Origin of the sequence: Egbenema bharatensis FJBBOT/2019 (assembly GCF_048077055.1) — a bacterium.
Classification (GTDB): Bacteria; Cyanobacteriota; Cyanobacteriia; order Elainellales; family Elainellaceae; genus Egbenema; species Egbenema bharatensis.
On the sequence record NZ_CP182236.1, the window covers coordinates 6,178,396 to 6,194,589 of the forward strand.

The window sequence follows — 16,194 nt, forward strand, 5'->3', positions numbered from 1 at the left end:
GGGTGTTTTAAAAGTGGTCTATAGTGATTCTAAGCATCTATCGATCCCCCTAAATCCCCTTGCAAAGGGGGACTTAAACCTGGGAGTTGCGTTCCTCCTTTTCAAGGGGGGCTAGGGGGGATCAAGCTACATCAACAGTTTCAGCACTTAAGTTTTACTTTATAAATCAGCTCTAAGATTTGAGACTCAGGAAGTAGCAGAAGGCCGGGTGGATGCAAAAGTGTTCAACGTTTTCCAGGTTGATACTTGGCAATTCATAATGTCCAAAGAAGGTGCCTTTGCCTCCAATGTTTTGACCCATTTGGCGAGGCACCTTTGCTTTAAGAAAACCGATATTCCAGAGCAGTTTTTTTAGTTCCAGGTAGTCGAGTTCCTGCACCCAGGATGCTGCCTGATCCACATCAACTTCACCACAAACAATAGACAATAACAGATACTCCAGATCATTTTTTTCGTAATGGCTTCTATGTCCCCGAAACACCTCAAATAGATCTAATAAATGAGGGTACTTAAAGCGATATTCTGAAGCTAAATCCTTGATTTTTTGCTCTGAATAAACTTCTTCAGCCGCATAGATAGTATTTTCCTCAATCCGCTTGCCGCTGTTGTAATACTCGATGCAGAGTTTGCAAAACTGTAGGAGTTCACGGGGACGCAGTTGGGTGCGATCGATGATGTAATCTGCTGATGTAGAGCCGATCGATTCCTCATTGCGGAGGGGCAGTTGGGAGACAAAGATGGAATTCCAGCAGCGCAGTCCATCAGACTGTTGCAGTTCCGGGAAGCAGTGGGAAATCCGTAGTCCAATTAGCTCCAGGAGTTCAGCTTTGCCCCAGCGAATCACCTCTACGTCTTCACGAATCTTCTGAGCATCTTCGTAGATTTGGGGAATGTTATCAAATAGCTCCTGGCGAATCGAGATATAGATTTTTAAATTGGAGCTGATCAAATTGAGCTTTTGGGCAGCTTGAAACAGTCCAGCTAGAAAATATTTGGCATCTTCTGAGTTATCCCACCCTTTGTCCAGTTCATCAATAAAAACTTTGACTCTGAGCTTTCCCAGTATTTTTTTGAGGCTCGGCAGCAGTTGCTTGATTTCTTCTAAACTATAGAGACTCTGAAGCTCGCGCGATCGCTGTAAGCTTTGATGGCTACCCAGCTTAATTTCCTCCAGTCGCTTTAAGTAGTTGAAAAGAATGCTGATGGAATGGAGGTTTTGGTTCTTTAGGTGGCTTTGGACGTAGGTAAAAATGTCCTTTTGGCTCCCCAGTAATAAGCCCCGCTTTTCCTCGACAATCTTCTTGAAAATGAGGCAGTAGAGCAGATATTGCCAGGCGACCGAATATGAGCTTTGCTTGCCCCAGGAGCCTTCCTTCTCACTGCGTAAATGTTCCGATAATAGTTCGTAGGAGTATTCCTCGGGTGACAATTCGAGGATGAGGTTGCCTTTACGGGCTTCCACTGCTGCCATATATTTGAAGATGGCACTTTTGCCGCTGCCCCGATTGCCGACCAGGATGGTTTTGCCGCTGTTGAAAAACTTGTGATAGGTGGAGTTCTGATAGAAATACTCGGATAGTCCAATGGCGATATCGCGCTCGGCTGAATCGGAACCCAGGTTAAGTTGGCGAATGTCCAGCGGCATGGGGAGAGGGAAGGGAGAATGGAGGAGTTCCCCTAGTTTAAGGTTTCAGTATAGTTTTTCAATCAGTTTCTGAAAATACCCCAGGCGGGTAACGGCTGCAAGGAAAACGGTCAGCAACGTTAAATCGCCGATCGCAGTTGCCGCACAATTTCATCAGCCAGATTTTTGCTCCAGGTTTGCTCAAAGGGGCAGGAAATGGTTTGCCCTTGCTGAAACCAGGTAATGGCTTCTTCCAGTTGGACTACAGAATAGGCATCGTTGATCAGCATTTTGGTCAGCAAGGATTCGACAATCAGGGCTTGGGCATCGTTCAAAATCAGCATGGTAAATCTCCAGGTGAATGGGGCGATCGGGTTTAAGACGATCGGTTGTGGGATTCGAGGGGTAGGGGCGAAGCATTTGCGTAGACAATTTCTATTTTGGGCAATACATTTTGCCGCAAATGCTTCGCCCGTACAGGAGATGGTGTCAATTCAGGAATCGATCGGTTTGTTGCGTTTATGCAGGATGGCGAGGGCTTTGTCGAGATCGGAGGTTTTGATGGAGCGTAAGTCCATGAGGAGTTTGCGGATCAGGTTGAACTCATCATCGGAGAGGGTCGGCATGGTGAAAGACCTCATTAGAATTATAGGTAAGGTACTTTACTTATATGCACCTTACCTAAATTAAAACATAAGGTCATAGACTTGCATAGAGGTAAGGTGAAGGTAGAGGTCATTGACAGTGGTAACGAAGAAGAATCAGGTGACGCTTTACCTGTCGGATGAGGTGAGAGATCGAATTAAGGCGATCGCAGAACAGGACAGGCGATCGTTTAGTTTCACGGCTGAGGAGTTGTTGATAGAAGCTCTGGAAGCGAGGGAGAAGGCTTCTGGGAAGACGGGTTGATTCAACGAGGAATTGTAGATTTCACGGTGTCGTCTCACTCATGAAATCGCCCGCGAATCAATTGCGGGCTACCTGAAAAAGTCCGATCAATCAGACTGGGGAAGGGTTTGAGTCCATTTCAATGGACTTGATGCAATAGCCCGCGATTCATCTGCGGGTGGAGCAGAACCGCAGTTAACACCACCATCACACAAAAGCCCTGAAAATCCTCCTCAAATCCCACTTACCCTCGCCTCCTCTCTCTTCCCTCTTCCCTCAGTCCTCAGTCCTCAGTCCTCAGTCCTCAGTCCTCAGTCCTCAGTCCTCAACACTCAACACTCAACACTCACTCCTCATCCCCGCAAAATGCTCCTGCAACAACTTATGAATAAACCGATACCGACCACCGACCCGTTGTAGGAAGAGCCGCTCGGTGCTGTAGTTGAGGAAACGGGCATAGTTCCAGGGAATAAGGTGATTTTTATAGAGAAGTACTCGTAGAACGAAGTGTTGGATGCAGACTTGTCCACCACTGCTCAAACCACTTATCAAACCCAAAAACAGACCTAACATTAGACCAAAACTTAGCCCTTCAATCAGCCCACCAAATAAACCATCAATCAAACCACTACTCAAACCGAAAATTAAACCAAAAACCAGTCCAACGCTTAACCCAACACTCAGTCCCATGGAAGCAGAAGTTCTAGCTAATTGTTTGATAGCCTGATTGGGAACTTTTGAAGTGGTCGTTTCACTAACTAACCCAACAAACAAGCCACAAAACAGCCCCGCAAACAGCCCTAAAAATAGTCCAACGCTTAGACCAGCACTCAACCCTAAAAACAAACTAAAAATTAGCCCATAGAACAAACCACCAAACAGACCAAAAAATAACCCGACACGTAGAAAGTTTTGCCAAGACCATTTCAAAATTTCTGTAGGTTCGATACCATCACTTAGCCCAATTGACCATATAAAAACCAATCTCTCGAAAATCAGTTTTCCACCACTTTGTTCATTGATCTTATTGAGCAGCCTTTTGAGTATTTCATAAGCTTTCGAGTCAAATAGTTCCAAACCTAGCCCGCCAACCAGCCCACCCATCAACGCACCACCTGTTCCACCCACCTGTCCACCACTTAATCCACCACCTAACTGACCAGTTAGTCCACCAATTACACCGAAAATGAGTCCACCTGCCGATACACCGATCAGCCCACCAATCAGTCCGCCAATCAGTCTGCTACCCGATCGATACATCCACATTTGCCCCTTAGGCAGCATTGAGGGCTGTAGCTCCTCAATCAAGAACTCAGTTCCCTCCATTTGTCGAGCCATCCAAACCAACCATTGCCTTGTTTCCCTGGCAGTCGGAGCCTTTCGTTTGCCATAGGCACGGCTTTCAAACTGGCGATGCAACATCCGTTCCACATAGGCATCCAGCAAAAACGGTAATGGGTCACTTGCCGTCTGTAATTGCTGCCACTGAGCCTCACTATGTTGGGGATATGCCAAAACCGTCACACTCAAAAGCAACGGCGCACGAACAAACTCCAGCAATACAGAATGCTGGCTCAGAAATTGCCACAGATCAGTGCGATCGACCTTTTCCAGATAGGTTTGAATTTGCCCATCCCCCAACGCCTTCAAACAAATTGCCCCGTTTAGCTGCAACTGACGGTTCAGGTTCTCGTATTCCGCCAACCGACTGCACACTACCGCCTGAAGCGGAGCCGCCTCCCCCTGCAAAAACTCATTAATCCGAATAATGCACTGTTCCTGCCGTTCCGGGGCAACCTCATCCAACCCATCCAGCAATGGCAACAGTTGACGTTCATTCACCCACAGTTGCGCCAGTTTCCGGCTTGCTCCATACTTCGATCGCAGCTCCGCCACCATCCACTCCCGAATCGGCTGTTTTTCATCCCGCCAACTCGACAGGTTAAACAAAACCGGAATGGGATGATTAATTTCTTGCCATGCCCAATCGACCAACACCTTCGCCAAATCCAGCAGCGTCGTGGTTTTCCCTGCTCCGGGTTGTCCCAAAATCAGCAGCTTACCCCCAATCGCCGCATCATCAAATACCTGGGCGATCGTCTTATCTTCCGGCAGAGGCAAGGCGGGCTTCAGTCCAATCCGAATTTCCCGCTCCCAGGGACGATTCACCTGTTCCGGTTGAGCCTCTTTATCCAGATTAATCAAAATTGCATTGTGCAACGACTGCTCCAGGCGCGACTCAACCTCCTGTTCCACCGCTTGCAGCAGCACTTGTTCATTTCGAGGGCGATCGGGCTGCCCATGAATATGAACATCCCCTGCCCGTTCAATATTGATCTGATCGCGTCCCCGATTTTTGTACTGTCGGCTCATTGCTACGAACCGCCGATTCTAGGATTACCTTGAATGGTTTCAATATTAATCTGGTCACGTCCGTAATTGTTGTACTGGCGATCGGAAATGGTCTGGTTTTGGATATTGATAATCTGCTGGGCAATCTGGCGAACCTCAGTGGCAAACGCTTCATCCTCCGTCATTTCCAGATCCAGATACTTCGTCACCTTCTCCAAAGCCGCTGGATTTCCCTGCTCCACCACCTCTGCCAGAGCAGCTTCCACCCGTGAATTTCCCTGAAACTTTGCCTGAATCTGCTCTCGCAAACTTTTGACCAGACTTCCTGCTCCCTTCAAAGACTGCTTCGCCAGTTCTCCCGCCCCAGATTTAACAAACTCATTAAAGGCAAGATTGGCGATCGTGGCAACGGCGATCGTAATTCCGGATTCCATAATGATTTCAATGACTTTTACAAATCAGGAATAAAAAGTTAATTTCCCTCTTTTCTAACCTTGATGCCCGCAGGATGCAAACAATGCAAAGCTCAGTACTGGAAAATCAATTCACACTTCCAGTTCACTGGACTCGTTCTCGATGCTCATCGGCTTCCCGTCGAGTTCGTGAAACCCACGCTTGAGCGTCCTCTCCCGTCATTGGATAAGGAGCTAACCCCTTCAAATCGCTCCATCGAGTTTTGGGTTGTTCGTCGATCGAGGTTGACTTTTTCAATCCTTCCGCAACCTGTCGAATTAATTCCAACCGCTCTTCAGGTGTCAGTTGCTCAATCTGTTGTAAAACCTGCTCTAACAATGGACTCATCGCCCCACCTCCTGAGATGGTCTTGAGTCATTAACTTTAGTTTGGCACTTTCGCTCAGTTGTGCCCTGATTATCTTAAAAATCTGTACCCTCTTTTCAAAGTTCCGATCGCAGTTGCCGCACAATTTCATCAGCCAGATTTCTACTCCAGGTTTGCTCAAACGGGCAGGAAACGGTTCGCCCTTGCTGAAACCAGGGGTTTCACATCGGGTCTGCCCTGGTTTCTTGTGGGGCGAGCATCTTGCCTGCCCAGTCAGCGATCGGTTGCTTTAGTCTGCTTGCTCATGATAGCGAGGGCTTTGTCGAGATCGGAGGTTTTGATGGATCGATCGCCTGACTGGGTCGAGCAGGCGGGGCGGTTGAGGTTGCGACAGGATAGGTGCTGGATAATACCCTTATCAGGGGTGTTATCCAGCAAATGTGACGGATAAGCACCCGAATCTCCATACTTAACTGTCAAATGTGACGGATAACACCCCAAATCCCCGGACTTAACTATCAATTTTTCTGTTTAAATCCTGATTAAATCCTGAAAAGCTGGGTGTTATCCCGCAGATCTGATGGATAATCCTGGAACATCGGGGTGTTATCCCGCACTTTTGACGGTGAATATATAGTTAGCATTCCACATACTGACGTACCTTCAGGGTGAAAGAAATTAGATACTAGATGAGTATTTGTACTTATTGAAAATCTAATTTCTCAGGAGCCTGCAATCTTGGTTTCTGAGTTAGCCTAAGAATGAAACTTGTAGCGAGGTCGGAAATTGAGTTTTGATTTCTCTACTGCCTCAGATTCGATCGCGAATCCGCTGAGCTATTTTTCTGATCGAGGCGAAGATTATCAAAAATATCGCCTGATTTATCCTGCTTCTGCGATCGATACAATTTTGTCAGATTTGGGATCTCCGACTCAGATTACTGCTGTTGATATTGGCGCAGGAACGGGGATTGGCGCAAGATTGTTGGCAGATCGAGGTGTTCGGGTTGTAGCGATTGAACCCAACGAAGACATGAGGAGGGCAGCGACCCCACATGAGGGAGTAGAGTTTCTAACTGGAACTGCCGAACAGACCCCTCTCAAGAATGCATCAGTCGATTTAGTTACTTCGTTTCAAGCATTCCATTGGTTTGATTTTGATAAAAGTCTCCAAGAGTTTCGTCGTATCCTCAGAGCTAGTGGACATTTAGCATTAATATGGAGCTTTTGGGATCAAAGCGACCTTGTTTCCAAAGAATACACTCGCCTAGTTTTTGAAGCATCCAAAGATCGAGAGCATAAATCCCAATCTGGAATGCAGCTGAAAACATGGTTCAAGAGCATACGTTATCAACTATTTTGGCAAGGGTTATGGCTGCCTTACTTTACAAACTTACAGCGACATGAGTTTGTGTCTAGTCAATGTCTAGATTTACCAGGACTAGTAGGTTTAGCTCGAAGTCAAGGATTTACACCGTCTGAAGGAAAAGGTTTAGAAAAACTCATATCAGACTTAGCCGTGTTCCAGCAACGCTTCTACGATCGCCAAGGTTCGGTAAGATTGATTTATCGCACACACCTGTATACCGCAATTTCCAACCATACCTAGAGTACTCTCATTATGGATATAAAACCCTTGCAAAAGAAGGCTAAATCACGGGGCATTGCTGTTAGTGGGCAAGGTGGTTATGAACGGCATATTTTATTGTGTACTGGATTGCGCCAAAGTGGAGGTACTTGTTGTCCTAATGAAGAAGGTACTACGACCTGGAAATATTTGGGTAAACGACTGAAAGAACTTGCTCAAGCTGGACACAACATTTATCGCACAGAAGTGGAATGTTTAATGTTTTGTCGAGGTGGTCCCCTTGCAGTCGTCTACCCTGAAGGAACTTGGTATTGTCACGTTACACCGGAGGTTTGTGAACGCATTATTCAGGAGCATTTATTGGAAGGCAAACCCGTTAAAGAATTTATGTTTGCTTGCAACCCATTATTAAAAGCTCTGTAATCACATTTACTATACAGGCTAACAACCGCGCTGCACCGGAACTTGTCAACATGTCGGTTGAGTTGCAAAGGGTGTCTGCGTCCGGTGAGCGCGACCGTTAGCTGGCTCCGCTCAAAGTCTTGCACTTCTCCTTGAAAACTGTCGGCTGGGGAAAAATATGCTTGAGGGTAATCAGTAGGTAGACAACCTCAGCCGCCAAAACCTTAAAATTAAAGGTAAGTGCGTGAGGACAGCCAATGCAAATTACCCTAAACCTACCTGATAGCCTCAGCCAGTCCGAAAGCTTTAACCAAAGCGACTGGCTCCGGGAAATTGCCATTGCCTTGTTTCAGCAAGAACGGGTTTCTCTTAGCCGCGCCAGCAAAATTGCTGGAATAGAAATCATGGACTTTCAGAAGTTGCTGTCCGATCGCGGTATCTGTGTTCACTACGATGTGGAAGACTTTGAGCAGGATGTTCAGCACCTGCGCGATCGGGGCTGGCTGTGATCGTTGTCAGCGATACCTCCGCCCTTTCCAATCTTGCCCTTATCGATCATCTCTGGGTGCTAGAAGCCATTTACCAAACTGTAATAATTCCTGATGCTGTTGCCAGTGAATTAGCAGTCGCCAGCAATCCCACTATTTCAGCCATTCTCAAACTGGACTGGATTCAAACCCGATCCCTTAGTAGTTCTCAACTTGCTGACCAACTGCAACAAGAACGGGGCTTAGATGCTGGAGAAGCAAATGCTATAGCCTTGGCACTTGAGCTACAAGCTGATGATTTGCTCATTGATGAACGTTTGGGACGGCAAGAGGCTGTTCGACTTGGGCTATCTATCATTGGTAGTCTGGGTATTCTGCTCGTTGCCAAACAAAAAAGCCTTATCCTTCAAGTTCAACCTGTTATGGATGCGTATGATCAACCAAGCTGGTTTTCGCGTCAGCCCTCAGCTATATCAGCGTGTCTTAGTCCTTGCTCAAGAACCTTAGAAAAGGAACAGCCAAAACAGTCAGTGAAGAAATTCAGCGCCTCTTCAATCCCCTCTTGCTGTCTATGAATCTTAATACTCGTTGGTCATCTCCTGTAATTTCTATTTATCCTCCTAACCTCCACAACGCCGCTGGAGCCGCCAGAGAGACGATCGCTTCCGGTTCAGGCTTCTTCGTTTTGCAGATCGAGTGGATCATGCAATGACAAGCCAGAAATCCACTCAAGATCCTGGCGGTTGTGAGTCACCAATGTCAGGTTATTAACGATAACTGTACCAGCAATGAGAGAATCGCCTAATGTCATTCGACGTTGTTGCCGCAGTTCGACGGCTTGTATTGCAATCTCATCAGTAAGCGGAAGCATTTCAGATGTTTCAAAGAACTCAACAAAAAACTGTCGTGCCTCATCAGTCAGACGGTGATAACCCAACACTTCCACATAGCTAATAATTGATACAAAAGGTGCATTGTCCCGGATAAACTGACGAATTGCACCCTGGTTGGGATAGGCAGCATAGATGATGATGTTGCTGTCAAGTAGCATTATTCCCGTCCGGGCAGTGGCCGATCTTGACGGGTTTCTCTTTGCCACCCGATCGGATCAATGTCATTTAGAGCAATATCGATGAAAGGGTCGATCTGAGACAGCTTTTCTAGAGCCGCTGCCATGGCTTGTCCCCGTAAGGCTTTGCTCGAAGGTGATGAGGCAATGGTTATATAAACCTCAGTTTCAGAGGGAAGTTCGGGGGGAGGATCAAGCCAGGTGATCTGACAACCCTGAAGAATGGCACGATAGATTTGATGCTGAGTAGGCATAGGAATCCCTCTGAGCAGGACACGCTCCAACGTTGGTTTTATCGTAGCTTAGAGCAGATCTCGTCGGCGTGATTGGAACCAGTGGAGTGGAGTCTGAAGATAGAAAGCACACTACCGATCGCCCATCCTCCTAATCCCCGCAAACCGCCGAAACGCAAACCCACTCACCCCACAACCCACTCCCCCCAGCAGCGCAAAGATTGTGCTGAGCGGTAACACCTGAATCAACGGCTGCACGCCTGCCCCACCCAACGTCATACCCCCATCAAACCCCGCCAGGAAAAAGCTGTAGATTCTTCCCCGCAAAGCCGCTGGAGCCGCCAGAGAGACGATCGCCGACAGGACGGGAAACAGCGTGCCAAATCCCAAGCCGTAGATGATTGACCAGAAAATTAAATACTCCGGCAACTGCGACAGTCCAATCAGGGCACTGCCAGAGCAAAGAACACCCAGGCTAACAATCCAGCGTTGGGAAATCACATTGCCCCAGCGACCCAAACCAAACCGCACCAAAATCGCCACAAACGCATTCAGGCTGTAAAACTGGGCAGCATTGGGAATAAACAGGGGCAAAAAAGTCACCACTCCACCATGCAGGAAAGATCCAATAAAGAAAACGAAGGTCGCTTCCCGGACTGGAAAACTGAGAATATGCTTCCAGGGAAAATCAGTGGAAGGGCGGGTGAGCCTTGCCTCAGACGCTTGAATTTCAGAGGGTTGAATTGGGGAGGTTTGAGTTGCAGATAATTCACCCCTAGCGGACTGGACTTCAGATTGAGCCGATTGAGCCGATCGCACCATCAACCAGGGCAACGGCAAGCTGATCACAAACCCCACCACCGTCAAAATCAACTGCATCTGAACCACCGCCTCAAACCCACCCGTCGCAAACGCTGAAGAACCCATTAAAGGCCCCAACGAAAAGCCGATCGTATTCGACATCGCCAGATACCCCAGCATGGCAGTCCGACGATGGGGCGGAACCAGATCTACAAGCATCGTTTGGGAAGCCGTGGCCAGAGCTGCCTGACTGATGCCATGCAGGACTCGCACGCCCATCAGCCATAGAGGGTTAGGCGACCAGAGATACAGGGGCAAGATCCCCAGCATGATCAGTAGCCCCAACCACAGCACAGGTTTGCGACCCCAGCGATCGAGCAACATCCCAATCCAGGGACGAAAAAACAGGAGTCCTGCCGCCAATGCCCCCACCACCCATCCAACGGGAGCCGTTTCTCCCCACCGCTGGATTAAATACAGGGGTAAAACGGGAAATAACACGGTCACCTGGGTAAAAAACAGCAGCATTCCAGCGCAGATGCAGATGACCCAGAGGCGATTTTGCCAGGGGGGAGAAGAGAGGGGAACTAAGGGCATGGGATTTTGGTTAGATTAATGTTCTCCGCGCTGCATTCAAAAATTTATTCCTCGAAATGTAACAGAATGCAACATATAATATGAAGAACACATAAACAGTAAAAACTGCAAAGGGTAAAGCATTACATGCGAGTTGCGATCGCTGGAGCAGGACTGGCAGGACTTTCCTGCGCCAAATACTTAGTGGATGCCGGACATACGCCGATCGTCTTTGAACGGCGGGATGTGCTGGGCGGTAAAGTGGCAGCCTGGAAAGATGAGGATGGAGACTGGTACGAAACCGGACTACACATCTTTTTTGGGGCATATCCGAATATGCTGCAACTTTTCAAAGAGTTGGGAATTGAAGATCGGTTGCAGTGGAAAGATCACACCATGATCATGAACCAGCCGAACAATCCGGGGGTCTACTCTCGGTTTGATTTTCCTGACATTCCGGCTCCCTGGAACGGCATTGTGGCGATCCTGCGCAACAACAATATGCTGACCTGGGAAGAAAAAATTAAATTTGGCATGGGTCTGATTCCAGCGATGGTGCGGGGCCAGAGCTATGTCGAGGAAATGGATCAATACTCCTGGACAGAATGGCTGCAAAAGCACAGCATTCCAGAGCGGGTGAATGATGAAATTTTCATTGCCATGGCCAAGTCGCTCAACTTCATTGGGCCCGATGAAATTTCCTCAACGGTGATCCTGACGGCCATGAACCGCTTCTTGCAGGAGCGATATGGTTCCAAAATGGCGTTTCTGGACGGGTCGCCCACCGAGAGACTGTGCCAGCCGATCGTCGATCACATCACGGAGCGGGGCGGTGAAGTGCGGCTGAATGCGCCCCTGAAGGAAATTCTCCTCAACGAAGATGGTACCGTACGGGGATTTCTGCTGCGGGGGCTGAATGGGGCTGAGGATGAAGTCTTTACTGCCGATGCTTACGTCTCTGCCATGCCCGTCGATCCGTTCAAGGTGATGCTGCCTGCGCCCTGGCGAGAAATGGAGTACTTCAAAAAGCTGGACGGACTGGAAGGGGTTCCGGTAATCAACCTGCACCTGTGGTTCGATCGCAAGCTGACGGACATTGATCATCTGCTGTTCTCCCGCTCTCCCTTACTCAGCGTCTATGCTGACATGAGTAACACCTGCCGGGAATACGAAAACCCCGATCGCTCGATGCTGGAATTGGTTCTGGCTCCGGCAGCAGATTGGATCAATAAATCCGATGAGGAAATCGTCGCGGCCACCATGGAAGAGTTGAAAAAGCTGTTCCCAACTCATTTTGATACCGATCAGCCTGCGAACCTGCTGAAGTATAAAGTAGTGAAAACGCCGCGATCGGTTTACAAGGCCACTCCAGGACGGCAAGATTTTCGTCCTTCCCAGGTGACTCCGATTGATAATTTCTTCTTGACGGGAGATTACACCATGCAGCGATACCTGGCCAGCATGGAAGGAGCCGTATTGTCTGGTAAGCTGACAGCGCAGGCGATCGCTCGTTGGCAACCCGCCGTTCGATCGAATGCTCCAACTCTAGCTGAAGCACCTGAGGCCTTGGCTCATTAATCCCTGATGGATTAGTTGTGATTTGATAGTTATTTGCAAATGATTTAGGAGTTTTTTCGTGATCTATCCCTCTCCATAGGAGAATAACTAACAGGCAAATGGCTGTTCGCTGGTATGGCATCACCGTTCGCTTGCGTGGCATCGCCAATTGATCCCGATTGATCACTGCTGATAGCTAATTGCTCCCGTTCACCCTCAGCTTGCAATGTAATGCTGCAATTGCCTGAATCTCCCCGTATTTCTACTTTGATTCCCTTAGACGATTCCTACGAACGCTGCCGCCAGATTACGGCGGAGTATGCCAAGACGTTCTACCTAGGAACCCTGTTGATGCCCGAAGAAAAGCGTCGCGCTATCTGGGCAATTTATGTTTGGTGTCGGCGCACGGATGAGTTAGTGGATGGCCCCAAAGCCAAGACTACCACCGATGAAACGCTGGATCATTGGGAGCAAAATCTGGAGTCGATCTTTGCCGGGCACCCGATCGATGCGGTGGATGTGGCTCTGATCGATACTCTGGAACGTTTCCCCATCGACATCCAACCCTTTCGGGATATGATCGCGGGGCAGCGGATGGACTTGTACCGCAATCGCTATGAAACCTTTGAGGAGCTAGAGCTTTATTGCTATCGAGTAGCAGGAACGGTCGGGTTAATGTCTACTGCCGTGATGGGAGTTGATGACAGCAATCGATCGGCTCCCTGGAACCGCAACCAGCCCAGCCTCAATCCTGAACCAGAGGCGATCGCCCTCGGCATTGCCAACCAACTCACCAACATTCTGCGAGATGTAGGAGAAGATGCCCGTCGGGGTCGGATTTACTTACCCCTGGAAGATCTGGAGCGGTTTAAGTACAGCGAAAAGGATCTGTTCAATGGGGTCATCGACGATCGCTGGCGGGCCTTGATGCAGTTTCAGATTCAGCGGGCCCATGCCTTCTTTGCCGATGCTGAACGGGGAATTAAGCTCCTCAGCCCTGATGCCCGCTTCCCGGTCTGGTCTGCCCTGATGCTCTATCGCGGCATTCTCAATGTGATTGAGCGCAACAAATACGATGTGTTCAGCCAACGAGCCTATGTACCTGGCTGGCAGAAGTTCCTTTATTTGCCGCTGTCCAAGTTGAAGGCAGAGGTGTTGTAGGAGTGAGGAGTGAGGAGTGAGGAGTGAGGAGTGAGGGGAGAGGAGCCGTAGGGTGAGCAGCGCCCACCGCTCTTAGGAACGCGGATTAAATAAAATCGCAAATTTAATCTCCAGAAGGGGCGCACTGCTGTGCGCCGGTACAGAAAAAATCGGAGTTATTTAATTTGCGTCCCTTAGGTAGTCTCGTTCCAAGTTAGGCGTGTTATCAGGCTAGGCTACGAGCTACAAACCCTGTAGGGGTAAAGTGCCTGTATCCGGTGTCTTCAAGTTCATCAAGGCAAAACAGAAAACAGCATAGGGTGAAGTTTTCTCAAAGGAACCTGAGCTAATCCGGATTCAGCCCATGATCCCAGGTAGTCTATAGCTAGGGAAATTCAATAAACTGGATTTTTATGGGGAAGGCATCTGGCTCGCCCAGTCCGCGCAACAGAACCCTGATCGCAGAACCATTGTCCAGATTATTGCATCCAAAATTCCAGGATAAGTAGCTCTCACAGCCGATCGCCCAATGGATAACAAAGCAATATTTGACTACTGGCACGATCAGGTTCGGCTCAAAAACTATGACTTAATTGCCGCGCCTGGACATATTCAAACCCAAGAACTCCGACACGAATGCACTAATTACGACGCGCTTTGGCGGAGTTCTGCCGTTCAGCGGTTGGAGGAACCGGAGCGCAGCAAAATCATCGCCATCATCAAATACGAATGTACTGCCAGGGTTTTGCAGCATCGCGCAGGTCTGCTCCGCGATCGGGCCCATGAGCTGGAAGCGTCCTGCTATGAACGGGAGCAGCAAAAATCCAAATTAATCAGCATTATTCAGGCACTCCAGGAAAAACTGTTTGGCAAGGATAAAGAAATTCAGCGACTGGAAACCCGCATTGCCTCCCTGGAAGTGGAAAATGAAGCCCTGCGCGCTGAAGCAGAAAATGGTAAAGCGGAAGCTGAATTGCGGGTAGAACTGGAACAGCTCAAGAAGCAGTACGAGGCAGTTCAGAAGCGCAGGCAAGAATTAGCCAAAAACAACCAGAGTCTGGGGGGCAGAGTTGCCCACACGAAACGGTATAAGCAACAGCGGGATGAAGCCAGAGCGTTGGTCGAGCAGCAGCAGACTCAAATTGCTACTTTGACTCAAGAAAATCAATCCCTCCAGGCTGAGGTTGAACGTCTTTATCAGGAACTCATGCGATCGCAGAAATCACCAATGTCCTGATACAGGGCATTTAACCAGATGATGAAACTCCAGGAGCTAAAAGCTAAAGTCTACGAGCTTGCTGAAGTCAGTACCACTCTGCAACTCAAGGCAAAATACGAGGCGATTCAGACCCTTGATATGCGCCGAAAAGCCGCCTGGGAGCAAGCACTTGTCATTGTTCAAGAGCAGCAGGAACAGCAAAGTGAATTTGCCCAGTGGCTAGAGAACCCGCCCGAAGAATACAAAACCCTATTTGCAGAAATTACCGAAGCTTCGCAGAAATACGATCGGAAATCGGCAGAGACAAGACAGCTTGCCCAGGAGGTGCTGTCGATCGCCAATAATCTGGAAGAGTTGGCAGAAGACTGCCAGGATGAAGCCGAGCAATTGGAGCGAGAAGTGAGAAGAACCATTCAAATTTCAGAGCGAGCCAATCTCAACTGATCCCAATAATGGTTATTTATCAGACCATGCCTGAGTCCTACCTTTTGTACTCCAACGCAGCCCGATCCCAATTTGCCAGGTTCGCCGCTGCCTCATAACTGGTTTGCAGGAATGAAAGTAATGCAGCATTGGGATCATTTGCGGTTCTGACGGCTTCATAGGGTAGGACGAATTCCCCCAGCCCCTCATGGTAGTACGCTGCTGCTGGCTCGATCGCCGCTGTCGAGAACCCTTCCGGGGCTGGATAGGCATAGGCATAGAACGCAGCCTCACCCAATCCGGTTCCAGCCCAAAAGCCTGCACTCGATACCTCATGGGAATAGGCATCCTCCATCACTCGATCGGGGCAGTTGGGAATCCCGCCCGGATGCTTGGGAGCCGATCGTCCTGAGAAGCGGGTTACGGCTAGATCAAACGCGCCCCAGAAGAAGTGAACCGGGCTGACCTTGCCCAGATAGCTTGCCCGAAATTCTGTAAAGACGCGGTTCGCCTGCACCAGAGCCTGCCAGAATCGATTCATGGCATCGGCATCATAGCTGGCATGTTGAGTGTCCTGGGCAAAGGGAATGGCAACTTCGACCTCGACGGGTCGGGCAAAGATCTCAACCTGAATCCCTAATGCATCAAGGGCAGCCATGATCTTGCGGTAGAAGTCGGCAACGGACATGGGTTCCAACGGGAAGGACTGCTCGGTGGCTTGAGTGGTGGTGATGTGGAGGGTGTGGTTAATGAAATCAAAATCGATCGCAAAGGTATCGCTGCCGTAGGGAATGGGTGAGGTGGTCAATCCGCTGGTTGTCACGTAAAGGGCTGACCCCCAGGAGTGATTGATCCAGGGGCTAAGTTCTAACCGAATTTTGCCGACGATCTGAGTCCACAGGTGAACGGTGGTACAGGTATCCATCCAATCGGACAGCGGTGGCAAGGTGGGCCAGGCGTTGTCCGGTGTTGCGGTGCGATCGAGCATAATGTGCCCTTTTGTAGTGATAGAGGTTTGCCCAGTCCTGAATAATCTCAGCCTAGCGTATTGCCTG

The 16,194-nt window shown here is 49.0% G+C and carries 18 protein-coding genes and 1 pseudogene; 9 read left to right on the forward strand and 10 right to left on the reverse strand.

The genetic code is table 11. The features are described 5' to 3' along the window. Positions 1-172: 172 nt before the first annotated feature. The 3 genes from ACM1PF_RS28775 to ACM1PF_RS28785 form a co-directional block, all read right to left on the reverse strand. Complete coding sequence (locus ACM1PF_RS28775) at positions 173-1,645, reverse strand: P-loop ATPase, Sll1717 family (protein WP_416669637.1); 1,473 nt, start codon at positions 1,643-1,645, stop codon at positions 173-175. A gap of 119 nt (positions 1,646-1,764) precedes the next feature. Continuing rightward, positions 1,765-1,968 (reverse strand): hypothetical protein, encoded by a 204-nt coding sequence (locus tag ACM1PF_RS28780; protein WP_416669639.1) that lies wholly within the window; start codon positions 1,966-1,968, stop codon positions 1,765-1,767. Positions 1,969-2,118: 150 nt separating this feature from the next. Next, complete coding sequence (locus ACM1PF_RS28785; protein WP_416669322.1) at positions 2,119-2,250, reverse strand: hypothetical protein; 132 nt, start codon at positions 2,248-2,250, stop codon at positions 2,119-2,121. Between the two features lie 118 nt (positions 2,251-2,368). On the opposite strand from ACM1PF_RS28785, the gene ACM1PF_RS28790 reads away from it, so the two are divergent. Continuing rightward, a complete protein-coding gene (locus ACM1PF_RS28790) occupies positions 2,369-2,533 on the forward strand; it encodes a hypothetical protein (protein WP_416669640.1) in 165 nt (54 codons plus the stop codon). Between the two features lie 318 nt (positions 2,534-2,851). Here the strand turns inward: ACM1PF_RS28790 and ACM1PF_RS28795 are convergent, their stop codons facing one another. The 3 genes from ACM1PF_RS28795 to ACM1PF_RS28805 form a co-directional block, all read right to left on the reverse strand. Beyond that, positions 2,852-4,885: an NACHT domain-containing protein gene (locus ACM1PF_RS28795; RefSeq protein ID WP_416669643.1), complete on the reverse strand. Its 2,034-nt coding sequence runs from the start codon at positions 4,883-4,885 to the stop codon at positions 2,852-2,854. Between the two features lie 2 nt (positions 4,886-4,887). Next, complete coding sequence (locus tag ACM1PF_RS28800) at positions 4,888-5,298, reverse strand: hypothetical protein (protein ID WP_416669644.1); 411 nt, start codon at positions 5,296-5,298, stop codon at positions 4,888-4,890. A gap of 124 nt (positions 5,299-5,422) precedes the next feature. Beyond that, positions 5,423-5,665 carry a hypothetical protein gene (locus tag ACM1PF_RS28805; protein WP_416669646.1) on the reverse strand — a complete coding sequence of 81 codons (243 nt, stop codon included), beginning with the start codon at positions 5,663-5,665 and terminating at the stop codon, positions 5,423-5,425. 765 nt (positions 5,666-6,430) lie between these two features. On the opposite strand from ACM1PF_RS28805, the gene ACM1PF_RS28810 reads away from it, so the two are divergent. The 4 genes and pseudogenes from ACM1PF_RS28810 to ACM1PF_RS28825 all read left to right on the forward strand — a co-directional run bounded on the left by ACM1PF_RS28810 (position 6,431) and on the right by ACM1PF_RS28825 (position 8,628). Next, entirely contained in the window at positions 6,431-7,252 is an 822-nt protein-coding gene (locus tag ACM1PF_RS28810; protein ID WP_416669648.1) for a class I SAM-dependent methyltransferase, read from the forward strand. 12 nt (positions 7,253-7,264) lie between these two features. Beyond that, positions 7,265-7,654 carry a (2Fe-2S) ferredoxin domain-containing protein gene (locus ACM1PF_RS28815; protein ID WP_416669649.1) on the forward strand — a complete coding sequence of 130 codons (390 nt, stop codon included), beginning with the start codon at positions 7,265-7,267 and terminating at the stop codon, positions 7,652-7,654. Positions 7,655-7,890: 236 nt separating this feature from the next. Beyond that, the gene (locus ACM1PF_RS28820) at positions 7,891-8,142 is read left to right on the forward strand and encodes a UPF0175 family protein (protein WP_416669651.1); all 252 of its coding nucleotides are present in this window, start codon (positions 7,891-7,893) and stop codon (positions 8,140-8,142) included. Next, positions 8,139-8,628: pseudogene (locus ACM1PF_RS28825) on the forward strand (DUF3368 domain-containing protein). Before ACM1PF_RS28820 ends, ACM1PF_RS28825 begins: the two are co-directional and overlap by 4 nt. Positions 8,629-8,791: 163 nt before the next feature. Here the strand turns inward: ACM1PF_RS28825 and ACM1PF_RS28830 are convergent. From ACM1PF_RS28830 to ACM1PF_RS28840, 3 genes are all read right to left on the reverse strand, one after another. After that, entirely contained in the window at positions 8,792-9,172 is a 381-nt protein-coding gene (locus ACM1PF_RS28830) for a type II toxin-antitoxin system VapC family toxin (RefSeq protein WP_416669652.1), read from the reverse strand. Next, the gene (locus ACM1PF_RS28835) at positions 9,172-9,444 is read right to left on the reverse strand and encodes a hypothetical protein (protein WP_416669654.1); all 273 of its coding nucleotides are present in this window, start codon (positions 9,442-9,444) and stop codon (positions 9,172-9,174) included. Before ACM1PF_RS28835 ends, ACM1PF_RS28830 begins: the two co-directional genes overlap by 1 nt. A gap of 111 nt (positions 9,445-9,555) precedes the next feature. Then, entirely contained in the window at positions 9,556-10,821 is a 1,266-nt protein-coding gene (locus ACM1PF_RS28840) for an MFS transporter (RefSeq protein WP_416669656.1), read from the reverse strand. A 126-nt stretch (positions 10,822-10,947) separates the two neighbouring features. Between ACM1PF_RS28840 and pds the strand changes: the two genes are divergently transcribed. From pds to ACM1PF_RS28860, 4 genes are all read left to right on the forward strand, one after another. Further along, positions 10,948-12,378, forward strand: coding sequence for a 15-cis-phytoene desaturase (gene pds / locus ACM1PF_RS28845; protein ID WP_416669657.1), 1,431 nt, complete (start codon positions 10,948-10,950; stop codon positions 12,376-12,378). 210 nt (positions 12,379-12,588) lie between these two features. Further along, complete coding sequence (crtB, locus tag ACM1PF_RS28850) at positions 12,589-13,518, forward strand: 15-cis-phytoene synthase CrtB (RefSeq protein ID WP_416669659.1); 930 nt, start codon at positions 12,589-12,591, stop codon at positions 13,516-13,518. Between the two features lie 508 nt (positions 13,519-14,026). Next, the gene (locus tag ACM1PF_RS28855; protein WP_416669660.1) at positions 14,027-14,734 is read left to right on the forward strand and encodes a hypothetical protein; all 708 of its coding nucleotides are present in this window, start codon (positions 14,027-14,029) and stop codon (positions 14,732-14,734) included. Positions 14,735-14,752: 18 nt separating this feature from the next. Beyond that, positions 14,753-15,160 (forward strand): hypothetical protein, encoded by a 408-nt coding sequence (locus ACM1PF_RS28860; protein ID WP_416669662.1) that lies wholly within the window; start codon positions 14,753-14,755, stop codon positions 15,158-15,160. Between the two features lie 37 nt (positions 15,161-15,197). Here ACM1PF_RS28860 and ACM1PF_RS28865 read toward each other — a convergent pair whose 3' ends face one another. Then, complete coding sequence (locus ACM1PF_RS28865) at positions 15,198-16,127, reverse strand: DUF5996 family protein (protein ID WP_416669663.1); 930 nt, start codon at positions 16,125-16,127, stop codon at positions 15,198-15,200. Positions 16,128-16,194: the final 67 nt, after the last annotated feature.